This is a genomic window from Escherichia sp. WS568 (genome assembly GCF_046486085.1).
Lineage (GTDB): Bacteria > Pseudomonadota > Gammaproteobacteria > Enterobacterales > Enterobacteriaceae > Escherichia > Escherichia coli.
The window spans coordinates 70,377-86,230 of the sequence record NZ_JBJQMC010000016.1 but is presented as its reverse complement, the minus strand read 5'-3'; the positions used below and the strand labels follow the sequence as shown (position 1 = coordinate 86,230).

Annotated in this window: 17 protein-coding genes; 11 read left to right on the top strand and 6 right to left on the bottom strand. The window is 51.1% G+C overall.

The features are described 5' to 3' along the window. Window positions 1-10: 10 nt before the first annotated feature. From cmtA to ACJHWR_RS17350, 5 genes are read left to right on the top strand one after another with little or no spacing between them, the layout of a single operon-like run. A complete protein-coding gene (gene cmtA / locus ACJHWR_RS17370; RefSeq protein ID WP_000428807.1) occupies window positions 11-1,399 on the top strand; it encodes a PTS mannitol transporter subunit IICB in 1,389 nt (462 codons plus the stop codon). Between the two features lie 14 nt (window positions 1,400-1,413). Next, complete coding sequence (locus ACJHWR_RS17365; RefSeq protein WP_000853233.1) at window positions 1,414-2,691, top strand: zinc-binding dehydrogenase; 1,278 nt, start codon at window positions 1,414-1,416, stop codon at window positions 2,689-2,691. Then, on the top strand, window positions 2,688-3,653 hold the full coding sequence (gene glpX / locus ACJHWR_RS17360) for a class II fructose-bisphosphatase (protein WP_000987297.1): 966 nt from the start codon (window positions 2,688-2,690) through the stop codon (window positions 3,651-3,653). Before ACJHWR_RS17365 ends, glpX begins: the two co-directional genes overlap by 4 nt. Before the next feature lie 21 nt (window positions 3,654-3,674). Then, window positions 3,675-4,184 (top strand): fumarase E, encoded by a 510-nt coding sequence (gene fumE, locus ACJHWR_RS17355; RefSeq protein ID WP_000224162.1) that lies wholly within the window; start codon window positions 3,675-3,677, stop codon window positions 4,182-4,184. Beyond that, the gene (locus tag ACJHWR_RS17350; protein WP_000687717.1) at window positions 4,181-4,894 is read left to right on the top strand and encodes a nucleoside/nucleotide kinase family protein; all 714 of its coding nucleotides are present in this window, start codon (window positions 4,181-4,183) and stop codon (window positions 4,892-4,894) included. Before fumE ends, ACJHWR_RS17350 begins: the two co-directional genes overlap by 4 nt. Here ACJHWR_RS17350 and ACJHWR_RS17345 read toward each other — a convergent pair. The 5 genes from ACJHWR_RS17345 to ACJHWR_RS17325 are packed head-to-tail and all read right to left on the bottom strand — an operon-like array spanning window position 4,866 to window position 7,942. Continuing rightward, window positions 4,866-5,543 (bottom strand): ABC transporter ATP-binding protein, encoded by a 678-nt coding sequence (locus tag ACJHWR_RS17345; RefSeq protein ID WP_000956877.1) that lies wholly within the window; start codon window positions 5,541-5,543, stop codon window positions 4,866-4,868. The two genes, ACJHWR_RS17350 and ACJHWR_RS17345, sit on opposite strands and share 29 nt — an antisense overlap. Continuing rightward, a complete protein-coding gene (locus tag ACJHWR_RS17340) occupies window positions 5,537-6,214 on the bottom strand; it encodes an ABC transporter ATP-binding protein (RefSeq protein ID WP_001305830.1) in 678 nt (225 codons plus the stop codon). The genes ACJHWR_RS17345 and ACJHWR_RS17340 overlap by 7 nt, the downstream gene beginning before the upstream one ends. Continuing rightward, window positions 6,202-6,909, bottom strand: a complete 708-nt coding sequence (locus ACJHWR_RS17335; protein WP_000553244.1) for an energy-coupling factor transporter transmembrane component T — start codon at window positions 6,907-6,909, stop codon at window positions 6,202-6,204. The genes ACJHWR_RS17340 and ACJHWR_RS17335 overlap by 13 nt, the downstream gene beginning before the upstream one ends. After that, on the bottom strand, window positions 6,910-7,488 hold the full coding sequence (locus ACJHWR_RS17330; protein WP_000113903.1) for an ECF transporter S component: 579 nt from the start codon (window positions 7,486-7,488) through the stop codon (window positions 6,910-6,912). It abuts the gene before it with no gap. 22 nt (window positions 7,489-7,510) lie between these two features. Next, entirely contained in the window at window positions 7,511-7,942 is a 432-nt protein-coding gene (locus ACJHWR_RS17325) for a PPC domain-containing DNA-binding protein (protein ID WP_000988713.1), read from the bottom strand. A 371-nt stretch (window positions 7,943-8,313) separates the two neighbouring features. On the opposite strand from ACJHWR_RS17325, the gene epd reads away from it, so the two are divergent. The 4 genes from epd to mscS all read left to right on the top strand — a co-directional run bounded on the left by epd (window position 8,314) and on the right by mscS (window position 13,072). Beyond that, the gene (gene epd, locus ACJHWR_RS17320; RefSeq protein WP_000218480.1) at window positions 8,314-9,333 is read left to right on the top strand and encodes an erythrose-4-phosphate dehydrogenase; all 1,020 of its coding nucleotides are present in this window, start codon (window positions 8,314-8,316) and stop codon (window positions 9,331-9,333) included. Window positions 9,334-9,382: 49 nt separating this feature from the next. Beyond that, window positions 9,383-10,546 carry a phosphoglycerate kinase gene (gene pgk / locus ACJHWR_RS17315; RefSeq protein ID WP_000111269.1) on the top strand — a complete coding sequence of 388 codons (1,164 nt, stop codon included), beginning with the start codon at window positions 9,383-9,385 and terminating at the stop codon, window positions 10,544-10,546. Between the two features lie 213 nt (window positions 10,547-10,759). Then, entirely contained in the window at window positions 10,760-11,839 is a 1,080-nt protein-coding gene (gene fbaA / locus ACJHWR_RS17310; RefSeq protein WP_000034372.1) for a class II fructose-bisphosphate aldolase, read from the top strand. Window positions 11,840-12,196: 357 nt separating this feature from the next. Next, window positions 12,197-13,072 (top strand): small-conductance mechanosensitive channel MscS, encoded by an 876-nt coding sequence (mscS, locus tag ACJHWR_RS17305; RefSeq protein WP_000389820.1) that lies wholly within the window; start codon window positions 12,197-12,199, stop codon window positions 13,070-13,072. 41 nt (window positions 13,073-13,113) lie between these two features. On the opposite strand, the gene ACJHWR_RS17300 is transcribed toward mscS, so the two are convergent. Continuing rightward, window positions 13,114-14,157, bottom strand: coding sequence for a C4-dicarboxylate TRAP transporter substrate-binding protein (locus ACJHWR_RS17300; protein WP_000559340.1), 1,044 nt, complete (start codon window positions 14,155-14,157; stop codon window positions 13,114-13,116). 115 nt (window positions 14,158-14,272) lie between these two features. Between ACJHWR_RS17300 and argO the strand changes: the two genes are divergently transcribed. Both argO and ACJHWR_RS17290 read left to right on the top strand, forming a co-directional pair. Beyond that, a complete protein-coding gene (gene argO / locus ACJHWR_RS17295; protein WP_000626874.1) occupies window positions 14,273-14,908 on the top strand; it encodes an arginine exporter ArgO in 636 nt (211 codons plus the stop codon). A gap of 92 nt (window positions 14,909-15,000) precedes the next feature. Beyond that, window positions 15,001-15,741, top strand: a complete 741-nt coding sequence (locus ACJHWR_RS17290) for an oxidative stress defense protein (RefSeq protein ID WP_000669834.1) — start codon at window positions 15,001-15,003, stop codon at window positions 15,739-15,741. Window positions 15,742-15,854 lie beyond the last annotated feature (113 nt).

Sequence of the window (15,854 nt, the reverse complement as noted above, 5' to 3'; positions counted from 1 at the left end):
GGATAATATTATGGAAAACAAGTCTGCTCGTGCAAAGGTCCAGGCTTTTGGGGGCTTTTTGACGGCAATGGTCATCCCCAATATTGGTGCTTTTATTGCCTGGGGTTTTATTACTGCGTTATTTATTCCCACCGGTTGGCTGCCTAACGAACATTTCGCCAAAATTGTCGGCCCGATGATTACCTATTTATTGCCCGTGATGATTGGTTCTACCGGTGGTCATCTGGTCGGCGGTAAACGCGGCGCGGTCATGGGCGGAATTGGTACTATTGGTGTGATCGTCGGCGCAGAGATCCCGATGTTCCTTGGCTCAATGATTATGGGGCCGCTCGGTGGTCTGGTCATAAAATATGTTGATAAGGCACTGGAAAAACGCATACCTGCCGGTTTTGAGATGGTTATCAATAACTTCTCATTAGGTATCGCGGGGATGCTCCTTTGTCTGCTGGGTTTTGAAGTGATCGGCCCGGCGGTGTTAATTGCCAATACTTTCGTCAAAGAGTGTATTGAGGCGCTGGTACATGCGGGTTATCTGCCTTTGCTGTCAGTCATCAATGAACCGGCGAAAGTGCTTTTCCTTAATAATGCGATCGATCAGGGCGTCTATTATCCGCTGGGAATGCAACAGGCATCAGTTAACGGCAAATCCATCTTCTTTATGGTGGCCTCTAATCCAGGTCCTGGCCTGGGGCTGCTGCTGGCGTTTACCTTGTTTGGTAAAGGGATGAGTAAGCGTTCTGCGCCTGGCGCGATGATTATTCACTTCCTCGGTGGGATCCACGAACTGTATTTCCCATATGTGCTGATGAAGCCACTGACCATTATTGCCATGATTGCGGGCGGTATGTCTGGCACCTGGATGTTTAACTTACTTGATGGCGGTTTGGTGGCTGGCCCAAGCCCTGGCTCTATTTTTGCTTACCTGGCACTGACGCCGAAAGGCTCGTTCCTGGCGACAATTGCCGGTGTTACGGTAGGTACCCTGGTGTCCTTTGCTATCACTTCGCTGATACTGAAGATGGAAAAAACGGTGGAAACGGAGAGCGAAGATGAGTTTGCTCAGTCAGCCAATGCGGTTAAGGCGATGAAACAAGAGGGTGCATTCTCGTTAAGCAGGGTTAAGCGTATCGCCTTTGTTTGCGATGCGGGGATGGGCTCCAGCGCGATGGGCGCAACCACCTTCCGTAAACGTCTGGAAAAAGCGGGGCTGGCAATTGAAGTAAAACATTACGCGATAGAAAACGTGCCTGCGGATGCGGATATCGTTGTTACTCATGCCAGTCTGGAAGGGCGCGTGAAACGTGTGACGGATAAACCGCTGATACTGATTAATAACTATATTGGCGATCCAAAACTCGACACTTTATTTAATCAATTAACCGCCGAACATAAAAACTGATTGCCGAGGTAAAAATGAAAACCAAAGTTGCTGCTATTTATGGCAAGCGGGATGTCCGTCTGCGCGAATTTGAACTGCCAGAAATTACCGATAATGAACTGTTAGTGAGTGTAATTTCTGACAGCGTCTGTTTATCGACCTGGAAAGCGGCGTTACTCGGTAGTGAACATAAACGCGTACCCGACGATTTAGAAAATCATCCGGTCATTACCGGGCATGAATGTGCCGGGGTTATTGTTGAAGTGGGTAAAAATCTCACCGGCAAATATAAAAAAGGCCAGCGTTTTGTATTGCAACCGGCGATGGGGTTACCAAGCGGATATTCAGCGGGCTACAGCTACGAATATTTTGGCGGTAACGCCACCTATATGATTATTCCCGAGATCGCCATTAACCTGGGCTGCGTATTACCGTACCACGGCTCTTATTTTGCTGCGGCGTCGCTGGCAGAGCCTATGTGCTGCATTATTGGCGCTTATCATGCCAATTATCACACCACGCAATATGTTTATGAGCATCGCATGGGCGTTAAACCTGGCGGCAATATTGCGCTGCTGGCGTGTGCAGGTCCGATGGGCATTGGCGCTATCGATTATGCTATTAACGGCGGCATACAACCGTCGCGGGTGGTGGTGGTCGATATCGACGACAAACGCCTGGCGCAGGTACAAAAGCTGCTGCCGGTGGAACTGGCGGCCAGTAAAGGCATTGAGCTGGTGTATGTGAATACCAAAGGGATGAGCGATCCGGTCCAGACGCTGCGGGCGCTGACGGATGATGCCGGATTTGATGACGTATTTGTCTATGCAGCGGTGCCTTCAGTCGTCGAGATGGCTGATGAATTACTGGCGGAAGATGGCTGCCTGAACTTCTTTGCCGGGCCGACGGATAAAAACTTCAAAGTGCCGTTTAATTTCTACAACGTCCATTACAACAGCACGCATGTCGTCGGTACGTCCGGCGGTTCAACGGACGACATGAAAGAGGCGATTGCGCTTAGCGCCACGGGGCAGTTACAGCCGTCGTTTATGGTGACCCATATCGGTGGCCTGGATGCAGTGCCAGAAACCGTGCTCAATCTGCCGGATATCCCCGGAGGTAAAAAACTCATTTATAACGGCGTGACCATGCCGCTGACTGCCATTGCCGATTTTGCCGAAAAAGGCAAAACCGATCCGCTGTTTAAAGAACTGGCGCGGCTGGTTGAGGAAACGCACGGTATCTGGAATGAACAGGCCGAGAAATATCTGCTGGCGCAATTTGGCGTTGATATTGGGGAGGCCGCGCAATGATGTCCCTGGCGTGGCCATTATTTCGCGTTACGGAACAGGCAGCGTTGGCTGCCTGGCCGCAAACCGGATGTGGCGACAAAAATAAAATTGATGGCCTGGCGGTCACCGCGATGCGCCAGGCATTAAACGACGTCGCTTTTCGTGGGCGAGTGGTTATCGGCGAGGGAGAGATTGACCATGCGCCGATGCTGTGGATTGGCGAAGAGGTGGGCAAAGGCGATGGGCCAGAAGTCGATATCGCGGTTGATCCCATTGAAGGTACGCGGATGGTGGCGATGGGGCAGAGCAATGCGCTGGCGGTCATGGCTTTCGCACCTCGGGATAGCCTGTTACATGCGCCCGATATGTATATGAAAAAGCTGGTTGTTAATCGACAGGCTGCCGGGGCGATTGATCTGTCTTTGCCTCTGGCGGACAACTTGCGAAACGTGGCGAAAGCGTTAGGCAAACCGCTGGACAAACTGCGCATGGTTACGCTGGATAAACCGCGCCTGAGTACCGCAATTGAGGAAGCAACACAGCTGGGCGTGAAGGTTTTTGCCCTGCCGGATGGCGATGTCGCCGCCAGCGTGCTGACCTGCTGGCAGGATAATCCTTACGATGTGATGTACACCATCGGCGGTGCGCCGGAGGGCGTGATTTCTGCCTGTGCCGTTAAAGCATTAGGCGGGGATATGCAGGCCGAGCTGATTGACTTTTGTCAGGCTAAAGGGGATTACACGGAAAATCGGCAGATTGCAGAGCAGGAGCGCAAGCGTTGCAAGGAAATGGGCGTTGACGTTAACCGTGTGTACTCGCTCGATGAACTGGTGAGGGGGAACGATATCCTCTTTAGCGCTACGGGCGTGACGGGCGGCGAGTTGGTGAACGGTATCCAACAGACGGCGAATGGGGTGCGGACGCAGACATTACTGATCGGCGGCGCGGACCAAACGTGTAATATAATAGACTCCCTGCATTGATGGTGATCTATCGGAAGACCAATGGCGACGCTGACAGAAGATGATGTGCTTGAGCAACTGGAGGCACAGGACAATTTATTTTCATTTATGAAAACGGCGCATTCTATTTTGCTCCAGGGGATACGCCAGTTTCTACCGTCGCTGTTTGTCGATAACGATGAAGAGATCGTCGAATATGCAGTGAAGCCGTTACTCGCCCAAAGCGGCCCGCTTGACGATATTGATGTTGCACTGCGTTTGATTTATGCGCTGGGGAAAATGGATAAATGGCTGTACGCCGATATCACGCACTTTTCCCAGTTCTGGCATTACCTGAACGAACAGAATGAAATGCCCGGATTTGCCGATGATATGACCTGGGATTTTATCAGCAACGTCAATAGCATAACCCGCAATGCGACGCTCTATGACGCGTTGAAAGCGATGAAGTTCGCCGATTTCGCCGTCTGGTCAGAGGCGCGTTTTAGCGGGATGGTCAAAACGGCGCTGACGCTGGCAGTAACGACCACCTTAAAGGAATTAACGCCGTGAAAATTGAATTAACGGTGAATGGTCTGAAGGTACAAGCACAGTACCATGTTGATGAGATAGAAAATGTACATAAACCGTTGCTGCGCATGTTGGCGGCCTTACAGACGGTAAATCCGCAGCGGCGTACGGTGGTTTTTCTTTGCGCTCCGCCGGGGACGGGTAAATCTACCCTAACCACCTTCTGGGAATATCTCGCGCAACAAGACCCGGAACTACCCGCTATACAGACGCTGCCGATGGATGGTTTTCACCATTACAATAGCTGGCTGGATGCGCATCAATTGCGCCCCTTCAAAGGCGCACCAGAGACATTCAATGTAGCGAAACTGGCGGAAAACCTGCGCCAGGTCGTGGAAGGGGATTGTACGTGGCCACAGTACGATCGACAAAAGCATGATCCTGTTGAAGATGCGTTGCACGTTACCGCACCACTCGTCATCGTCGAAGGAAACTGGTTGTTGCTGGACGACGAGAAGTGGTGCCAGCTTGCGCAATTTTGTGATTTCTCGATCTTTATCAACGCGCCAGCTACTGCGTTGCGGGAACGACTGGTGGGGCGCAAGCTGGCGGGAGGGTTATCGCTGGCAGACGCAGATGCCTTTTATGACCGTACCGATGGGCCGAATGTTCGCCGGGTGCTGGAAGAGAGTCTGCCTGCAAATTTGACCTTAATGATGACCGCTACGGGTGAATATCATCTGGTGGATTAACGTTCCTGATTACACCATCTTCCAGTCGCACCACCCGAGAGAAATGACGCCGGGTAAATGCGGCGTCATGACTGATTGCTATGACGCTCGTGCCTCGCTGACGGCACTTTTCCAGCCAGCTTTCAAACACGCTCATCCAATTTTCGTCAAAATCCCGACTCGGCTCGTCCAGCAGCAATAGCGGCGGAGAGAGTGCTTCCAGGCAGGCGACGGCGACCATCCGTCGCTGCGCACTATGCAGATCTAACGGATGCGCGCTGGCAGTGTCTGCTAACTGACAGCATTGCAGGGCAGCATGGGTACGTTGAGTGATTTCATCCGCCGGGCATTTTTGCAGTTTCAAACCAAATGCGATCTCGTCGGCGACGGTGCTGTGAAAAAGCTGGTTTTCCGCTTCCTGAAACAGTACGCCAATCTTTGCTGCACGTTGGCGGTTTTTCAGGTTTTTCATCGCCTGTTGTTGCAGCATAACCGTACCGGCTGTGGGCGGAAGAAGACCTGCCATTACTCGTAACAGCGTCGATTTTCCCGCGCCATTGTCGCCGGTCAGCGCCAGCCATTCGCCTTGTTTGAGTTGCAGAGAAATGTCGCAAAGACAATCCGTTGCCGCGCCAGGCCAGCGATAAGATATCTGATTTAACGTTAGCATAGTGGCTGGAGCGCTCCGTTTTGCAGTTGCCACGCTTGCTGGCAGTAGTTCAGGAAAGGTGTGCGATGACGTTCAAAAAGAATAATCAGCGAACCACGTTCAAACGCCCAGTGTTGTAAGCGCTGCAACAGCATTTCGCTGGCCTGCGGCGTCAGGCGACTAAAGGCTTCATCAAGAATTAATAGTTTTGGCTGCATCGCGATGGCGCAGGCGATGACCACGCGCTGTGTCTCTCCACCGGAGAGTGTTGCCGGGTGACGATGCCGCAACGGCTGGCACTCGGTCAGAGTCAGGGCGGCATCAATCCGCGCCATAATCTCTTCTTCAGCAAGACACAGATTTTCTGGCCCAAAGGCAACTTCTTCTTCCACGCTAAAGGTACAGCCGGAGAGCTGCAAATAGGGCGATTGCTGAACGAGCTGGATGGTGGCGGATTGTTCATTAAGCGGGAGATGCCCAATGGGCGTACCGAGAAGCGTCCCCGTGCCGGTTATCTCTCCTGGCAGAAAGTCCGGATACCAGCCCGCCATCAGCTGTGCCAGCGTACTTTTGCCACTGCCGTTGTCACCAAAGATGGCGACCATCCCCGATTTGACATAGTGAAAGTCATAACAGAACGGAGGATGCGTTGAGTGTGTCGGGCAATAGCTAAACTGTTCTAACGTAACCATATCCACGCTCCGAATTCTGTCAGCATCAGCAAGATCATGGTGTAACGCGCTACGCGTTGTAGGGGGCTATCGGCTGGTGCCCATAACGTAGTGCGCCGGTTGTGGATCCGAAATGCCCGCATGTCCAGCGCCGCACCACGGATAGCCAGATCGTTTAGCGCATTGTGTGTTAGCGGAATAATTAGCGCGGGCATAGCACGTAAACGCTGATACCAGCCCTCATCCAGCGGCACGCCGCGGGCGCGCTGCGCTTCATGAATAATCGCTAATTGCCGTTTTAACTGCTCAACGACCAACAAAGGCCCGGCGAACAGATAAGCGACGCCCGGCGGCAGGCGAGAAGCAAACAAAGCGCGGATAAAACGTTGCACTGGGACGAATTGCATCCACAACTGCGAGGTTGAAACAATCGCCAGAATCCGCAACCAGAGCGTAATAGCATGCGTCCACCGTTCTGGCGAGCGTGGCGTGCCGCTTAGCCATTCTGTCAGCCAGCCACCGTGTACCAGCCACAGTCCAGCCCCCAGCGAGAACATCAGCCAGACAACATATTTTGCCCGCCGCCGCGTGGCCTTTAGCGCAATAAGGCAGAAAAAGGTTGCCGCGCTATAGACTGGCAGTATTGTCTGTGTGGGCAGGATAAGCGTGGTGCAGGCCGCCAGCGCCCACAGCGTTAAGGATGTAAACGGATGCATTTAGCGCACGGCAGCCATTGCCGGAAAATGGCGCGTGGTGCGAATCGGCAGCTGGCGCAGTAAAAGCCAGACAATCACCGCTGTAAGAATTTTATCGACCAGGTTTGCGCCTATCACCGTAATCGCCACCGACTCCACCAGGTTTTGCCCCATAGAGTGCATCCAGGCAACGAACAAATCGGCTCCGCTACCGGTGACGCCGCCGAACAGCGCAGTACGCAGCGGTACAGCGACGACCGTTACTGCTAGCGTAATAATCACGCCGCTGACAACGACTTTTGGCAGGGTGCGAAACCAACCCGCTCGCGCCAGCCAACCGGCGACCAGACCGATGACCATCGCGACGGGCGCAAATGCGGCGGCGATCGGGTCGGTCAGCAAACCCCAGAGTAAATTGGTCAGTAAGCCGGTCAGCATCCCGATCACCGGACCAAGCAGTACCGCGCTAATAAGTGTGCCGATGGAGTCGAGAAATATAGGTAATTTGACCATGCTGGCCAGTTGCCCGCCGATCATATTGATGGCGATAGAGATAACGATCAACACCAACGCCTGACTGGAAAAGTGGCGACGCGCCATAAGAAAACCTCTCTGAAAGTAGTTATTTAACGGGGGAAATATGCAATTCGTCGTAACCAGAAAGCGCGCAAGGTTGGCGGCTAAACGCCAGTTCCTCAAGGCTACCGATCACCAGTTCAAGCGTGGTCCGCACGGTACAGCCGGGCATCATATGACCGCCAAGCATCGTGCCGTGTGGATCGGAAACGCAGAGATGAAGATGTTCACCACTCTGTTCCAGTGTGCCGTTCAATGCGATGACTTCGAACTTACCGCTTAGTAGGGCCGTGTTTTCTTGCCCGCCATAGCGTAAGGCGACGTCAGTCAGACTGCCGGTACAACCTGCAATCCACGCAGCGTGGAGTTGTTGTTGCTGCGCGAAGGCGCGTAATTGGGAGAGAACTTCCTGCCCGGGGAGCAGGCGCAGCGCGTAAAAGCGTGCGGAGGAAGAATATGGGTAGGGCAATGTCATCATTGGAGTACTCCGAAACTCGGACGTATTGCGGATAATATCGACGCTGCATCAGTCATATTCTGATATAAGTCAGGGTTTGTGACGGCACAACGAAAAGATTTTGCTACGCTTATTCGTGATTCTGCAAAGTGGAATAAATTCCACAGTGGCGGGGCTGAAAACGTGACGTAAGTCAGATAATTGTCTTCTTTGACTGGACAATCATTCCTTTTATTCCACGTTTCGCTTATCCTAGCTGAAGCGTTTCAGTCGATTAAATGTTCGACAATTAACCAATCAGTCGCAGTTTGCGACAGGTAAGGTTTCCCCGGACGATTTGCTGGATTACTCTGTCTGGCAAATTTGCTCAGGGAAAACCTTGCAGGAGATCTATGACCGTACGCGTAGCGATAAATGGCTTCGGTCGCATCGGGCGTAATGTGGTTCGTGCTTTGTATGAATCCGGACGCCGGGCGGAAATTACCGTGGTGGCAATCAACGAACTGGCGGATGCTGCGGGCATGGCGCATTTGTTGAAATATGACACCAGCCATGGCCGTTTTGCATGGGAAGTACGACAGGAACGCGATCAACTTTTTGTTGGTGATGACGCCATCCGCGTATTGCATGAACGTTCACTGCAATCGCTCCCCTGGCGTGAACTTGGCGTTGATGTAGTCCTCGACTGCACCGGCGTATATGGCTCCCGCGAGCATGGCGAAGCACATATTGCCGCCGGGGCTAAAAAAGTGCTCTTTTCACATCCTGGCAGTAACGATCTCGATGCGACCGTTGTTTACGGCGTCAATCAGGATCAACTTCGTGCGGAACACCGCATCGTTTCTAACGCTTCCTGTACCACGAATTGCATAATTCCCGTCATCAAATTGTTAGATGATGCGTACGGTATTGAGTCCGGCACTGTGACCACAATTCACTCCGCCATGCACGATCAACAGGTTATTGATGCATACCATCCTGACCTGCGTCGCACCCGGGCAGCCAGCCAGTCGATCATTCCGGTCGATACTAAACTGGCCGCCGGTATCACACGATTTTTTCCGCAATTTAACGATCGCTTTGAAGCGATTGCGGTACGTGTGCCAACCATAAATGTGACGGCAATCGATTTAAGCGTGACGGTGAAGAAACCTGTAAAAGCCAATGAAGTCAACCTGTTGCTGCAAAAAGCAGCACAAGGTGCATTTCATGGTATAGTTGACTATACGGAATTGCCGTTGGTCTCTGTAGATTTTAACCACGATCCGCACAGTGCCATTGTCGATGGCACCCAAACCCGGGTCAGTGGCGCACACCTGATCAAAACGTTGGTCTGGTGCGATAACGAATGGGGCTTTGCTAACCGAATGCTCGACACGACGTTAGCTATGGCTACTGTTGCTTTCAGGTAAGACGCAAGCAGCGTCTGCAAAACTTTTAGAATCAACGAGAGGATTCACCATGTCTGTAATTAAGATGACCGATCTGGATCTTGCTGGGAAACGTGTATTTATCCGTGCGGATCTGAACGTACCAGTAAAAGACGGGAAAGTAACCAGCGATGCGCGTATCCGTGCTTCTCTGCCGACCATCGAACTGGCCCTGAAACAAGGCGCAAAAGTGATGGTAACTTCCCACCTGGGTCGTCCTACCGAAGGCGAGTACAACGAAGAATTCTCTCTGCTGCCGGTTGTTAACTACCTGAAAGACAAACTGTCTAACCCGGTTCGTCTGGTTAAAGATTACCTCGACGGCGTTGACGTTGCTGAAGGTGAACTGGTTGTTCTGGAAAACGTTCGCTTCAACAAAGGCGAGAAGAAAGACGACGAAACCCTGTCCAAAAAATACGCTGCACTGTGTGACGTGTTCGTAATGGACGCATTCGGTACTGCTCACCGCGCGCAGGCTTCTACTCACGGTATCGGTAAATTCGCTGATGTTGCGTGCGCAGGCCCGCTGCTGGCAGCTGAACTGGACGCGCTGGGTAAAGCACTGAAAGAACCAGCTCGCCCGATGGTGGCTATCGTTGGTGGTTCTAAAGTATCTACCAAACTGACCGTTCTGGACTCCCTGTCTAAAATCGCTGACCAGCTGATTGTTGGTGGTGGTATTGCTAACACCTTTATCGCGGCACAAGGCCACGATGTGGGTAAATCCCTGTACGAAGCTGACCTGGTTGACGAAGCTAAACGTCTGCTGACCACCTGCAACATCCCGGTTCCGTCTGACGTTCGCGTAGCGACTGAGTTCTCTGAAACCGCTCCGGCTACTCTGAAATCTGTTAACGACGTGAAAGCTGACGAGCAGATCCTGGATATCGGTGATGCTTCCGCTCAGGAACTGGCTGAAATCCTGAAGAATGCGAAAACCATTCTGTGGAACGGTCCGGTTGGCGTGTTCGAATTCCCGAACTTCCGCAAAGGTACCGAAATTGTGGCTAACGCTATCGCAGACAGCGAAGCGTTCTCCATCGCTGGCGGCGGCGACACTCTGGCAGCAATCGACCTGTTCGGCATTGCTGACAAAATCTCCTACATCTCCACTGGCGGCGGCGCATTCCTCGAATTCGTGGAAGGTAAAGTACTGCCTGCAGTAGCGATGCTCGAAGAGCGCGCTAAGAAGTAAAAAATCACAGGGCAGGGAAACCTGCCCTTGTTTCAGCGCGCTTTTAGAGCACGCATTTTTTCATACTCTAAATAATTCGAGTTGCAGGAAGGCGACAAGAGAGTGAATCCCCAGGAGCTTACATAAGTAAGTGACTGGGGTGAGCGAACGCAGACGCAGCACATCAACTTGAAGTATGACGAGTATAAGGCCCGACGATACAGGACAAGAGACATGTCTAAGATTTTTGATTTCGTAAAACCTGGCGTAATCACTGGTGATGACGTACAGAAAGTTTTCCAGGTAGCAAAAGAAAACAACTTCGCACTGCCAGCAGTAAACTGCGTCGGTACTGACTCCATCAACGCCGTACTGGAAACCGCTGCTAAAGTTAAAGCACCGGTTATCGTTCAGTTCTCCAACGGTGGTGCTTCCTTTATCGCTGGTAAAGGCGTGAAATCTGACGTTCCGCAGGGGGCTGCTATCCTGGGCGCGATCTCTGGTGCGCATCACGTTCACCAGATGGCTGAACATTATGGTGTTCCGGTAATCCTGCACACTGACCACTGCGCGAAGAAACTGCTGCCGTGGATCGACGGTCTGCTGGACGCGGGTGAAAAACACTTCGCAGCTACCGGTAAGCCGCTGTTCTCTTCTCACATGATCGACCTGTCTGAAGAATCTCTGCAAGAGAACATCGAAATCTGCTCTAAATACCTGGAGCGCATGTCCAAAATCGGCATGACTCTGGAAATCGAACTGGGTTGCACCGGTGGTGAAGAAGACGGCGTGGACAACAGCCACATGGACGCTTCTGCACTGTACACCCAGCCGGAAGACGTTGATTATGCGTATACCGAGCTGAGCAAAATCAGCCCGCGTTTCACCATCGCTGCCTCCTTCGGTAACGTACACGGTGTTTACAAGCCGGGTAACGTTGTTCTGACTCCGACCATCCTGCGCGACTCTCAGGAATATGTTTCTAAGAAACACAACCTGCCGCACAACAGCCTGAACTTCGTATTCCACGGTGGTTCCGGTTCTACTGCTCAGGAAATCAAAGACTCCGTAAGCTACGGCGTAGTGAAAATGAACATCGATACCGATACCCAATGGGCAACCTGGGAAGGCGTTCTGAACTACTACAAAGCAAACGAAGCTTATCTGCAGGGTCAGCTGGGTAACCCGAAAGGCGAAGATCAGCCGAACAAGAAATACTACGATCCGCGCGTATGGCTGCGTGCCGGTCAGACTTCGATGATCGCTCGTCTGGAAAAAGCATTCCAGGAACTGAACGCGATCGACGTTCTGTAAGATATTCCTTTCTGCTTATCTCAAGGCCCGCTCTGCGGGTCTTTTTTTTGCTAAAAGAAAAATTGCCTGATGCGCTACGCTTATCAGGCCTACACGTATCCTGCAATATATTGAATTCGCAGGTTTTTGTAGGCCGGATAAGGCGTTCACGCCGCATCCGGCATGACAAAGCGCACATTGATATCTGTCTGAGCCCCGCTCTGCGGGGATTTTTTCGCCAAAAGCAAGGTGATGCAGATGAGAAATCTGTGATCTATTTGGCAAAATTATGCTTTATTGTTTACCCTTGTCAGACTGCCCGTCATAAGGCGGCGGAGTGTATTTCTCCATTTTGAGTCAGTTGAAAAGGAATATTGAATGGAAGATTTGAATGTTGTCGATAGCATAAACGGCGCGGGAAGCTGGCTGGTGGCTAACCAGGCGCTGCTGCTAAGTTATGCAGTAAACATCGTGGCGGCACTCGCGATCATCATCGTTGGTTTGATTATCGCGCGGATGATTTCCAACGCGGTGAATCGCCTGATGATCTCCCGTAAAATCGATGCCACTGTTGCTGATTTTCTTTCTGCGTTAGTCCGTTACGGAATTATCGCCTTTACGCTAATCGCTGCACTGGGCCGCGTGGGTGTACAAACAGCGTCAGTCATTGCTGTACTCGGTGCCGCAGGCTTAGCGGTTGGTCTGGCTTTGCAGGGGTCACTGTCTAACCTGGCCGCTGGCGTGTTACTTGTCATGTTCCGCCCGTTCCGTGCCGGAGAATATGTTGACCTCGGCGGCGTAGCCGGTACTGTGCTGAGTGTGCAGATTTTCTCCACCACCATGCGTACTGCAGACGGTAAAATTATCGTTATTCCGAACGGTAAAATTATTGCCGGAAATATTATTAACTTCTCCCGCGAGCCAGTTCGCCGTAACGAATTTATTATTGGCGTGGCGTATGATTCCGATATCGATCAGGTTAAGCAGATCCTGACCAATATTATCCAGTCTGAAGATCGCATTTTGAAAGATCGCGAAATGACTGTGCGCCTGAATGAACTTGGCGCATCGTCGATTAATTTCGTGGTCCGCGTCTGGAGCAACAGCGGCGATCTGCAAAACGTGTACTGGGATGTGCTGGAGCGTATTAAACGTGAATTTGATGCCGCCGGTATCAGCTTCCCGTACCCGCAAATGGATGTGAACTTTAAGCGGGTGAAAGAAAATAAAGAAAACGAAGCGGTAACTCGTTAATCATGTAAAGCGCCCATGAAGTTCATGGGCGCACTACCAATTTAACGCATTGTTTCATCGAGTATATTGGCAACTTTTTGCATGACTTCCCCGGCTTTCTCCACGCCTTCCTTATTTTGCTTTTCTACCCACTGTGCTTGTTCTTGCTGATAACCGATCGCTTTCTGCCAGGCGTCCAGCCCTGATTTTTTCAGATAGCGAACCTGTGCACCTTCCTGCTCAAGCGTTTTTACCATGCTGATCAGGTTGTTATCTAATGCCTTGCCCAGTGCTTTCTCGGTTGTAATGGCAGCTCGTTGAATAGCCTCACGATCTCTGTTATCAAGGTTTTCCCACGATTGTTTATTCATTACCAACAGATAAACATGACCAAGCCAGAGAGAAGGTGAGAGCAACACATTCGGCGCAGCACGTTCAGCATGGATGTCATATCCGCTATCGAGATTGACCATTAAACCATCCAGTTTTCCATCCATGAGTGCTTTAGTTATTTGATCATTCCACGGTAAAGTTACGGTTTTTGCCCCCGTATGAGTTAAATAAGCCCGATGCCAGAAACTGGCTGTTCGCCAGGTGGTTCCCTGAAGCGCAGTCAATTTATCAATGGGCCTGGTAGAGAAAAAGCCTACCGGGTAGCCAAGGAAAAACTGTAAATTCACGATATTGTTACGCTCAAGTTCAGCGTTAAATTCGGGAATTTCCGCATATACGCGACGAAAGAATTCTACCTGACTGGCTCCATGATCCGGGCCAATAGCAAAGCTCTTGAAGATTTGATGAAGCGGCAATTGTTTCGCGGTGTATTCCGGCACCACTATACCCATATCAGCTTTGCTGCCATCGCTTATTGTCGTCAGAGCGTCATAGCTGATGGCGGTTTCACCGTTCCAGTGTGGTTCGATTTTCAAACGCCCCTGCGACTCTTTTTCAATTTCTGCAAAAAATATTTCTTTAATTATTTGTGTACGCATTCCCCCGTAGGGTTCATGGTCTGTATAACGAAGAATTTTTTCAGCAGCAAAAATCGAGGGAGATAACAGAAGAAATCCTGATAAAAGAAAGGGGAGTAATTGTCGGTAGTGCATATCTGTTCCTTCAGTTTATTAATTCAACTTATACTATATTAATTTTATCAATTATCCCTAATGTTATTCCTGCGCTATAGTCTGCGCATCAGATAATTAGCCCGGAATTAATTACGTGATATCTTATTACTTTCAAGGTCTTGCTCTTGGGGCAGCTATGATTCTGCCGCTCGGCCCACAAAATGCTTTTGTGATGAATCAGGGCATTCGTCGTCAGTACCACATTATGATTGCCTTACTTTGCGCTATCAGCGATTTGGTCCTGATTTGCGCGGGGATTTTTGGTGGCAGCGCGTTATTGATGCAGTCGCCGTGGTTGCTGGCGCTGGTCACCTGGGGCGGCGTAGCCTTCTTGCTGTGGTATGGTTTTGGCGCTTTTAAAACAGCGATGAGCAGTAATATTGAGTTAGCCAGTGCCGAAGTCCTGAAGCAAGGCAGATGGAAAATTATCGCCACCATGCTGGCAGTGACCTGGCTGAATCCGCATGTTTACCTGGATACTTTTGTTGTACTGGGCAGCCTTGGCGGGCAACTTGATGTGGAACCAAAACGTTGGTTTGCGCTCGGGACAATTAGCGCCTCTTTCCTGTGGTTCTTTGGTCTGGCTATTCTCGCAGCCTGGCTGGCACCGCGCCTGCGCACGGCAAAATCACAACGCATTATCAATCTGGTTGTGGGATGTGTTATGTGGTTTATTGCCTTGCAGCTGGCGAGAGACGGTATTGCTCATGCACAAGCCTTGTTCAGTTAGGCGCTATCTGATGGAAAAATAAAACAGAGGCGCTAAGCTTGCCTCCAGAGGTCCTGAATTTTAGGCAAGTCAATTAACACGGAGAGACTAACGTGAAGTTCAAAGTTATCGCCCTGGCGGCATTAATGGGTATTAGCGGGATGGCAGCGCAGGCTAACGAATTGCCGGATGGACCGCATATTGTCACCTCCGGTACGGCAAGCGTGGATGCGGTGCCAGACATTGCCACTCTTGCGATTGAAGTCAACGTGGCCGCGAAGGATGCCGCTACTGCCAAGAAACAGGCGGATGAGCGCGTCGCACAATACATTTCCTTCCTTGAACTCAATCAGATCGCGAAAAAAGATATCAGCTCAGCGAACTTACGCACCCAGCCAGATTATGATTATCAGGATGGTAAAAGTATCCTGAAAGGCTACCGTGCTGTGAGAACGGTGGAAGTCACGCTCCGTCAGTTAGACAAACTGAATTCCTTGCTGGATGGCGCGCTGAAGGCGGGTCTTAACGAAATTCGTTCTGTGTCGCTGGGCGTGGCGCAGCCGGATGCCTATAAAGACAAAGCGCGTAAGGCAGCGATTGATAACGCGATTCATCAGGCGCAGGAACTGGCGAACGGCTTTCATCGTAAACTGGGGCCGGTATATAGCGTGCGCTACCATGTTTCCAACTATCAGCCCAGCCCAATGGTGCGGATGATGAAAGCCGATGCCGCGCCGGTGTCCGCCCAGGAAACTTACGAGCAGGCCGCTATTCAGTTTGATGATCAGGTCGATGTGGTCTTCCAGTTAGAACCTGTGGATCAACAACCCGCTAAAACACCTGCAGCACAATAATATTTGTAGCCCGACGTATTCGTCGGGCTAATGCCTTTACCCGATATTGCCTCCTTTTTCTGTAATTTTCTGTAAAACCATGACGTAATCACCTATCTTTGCTCGCGGTTTCA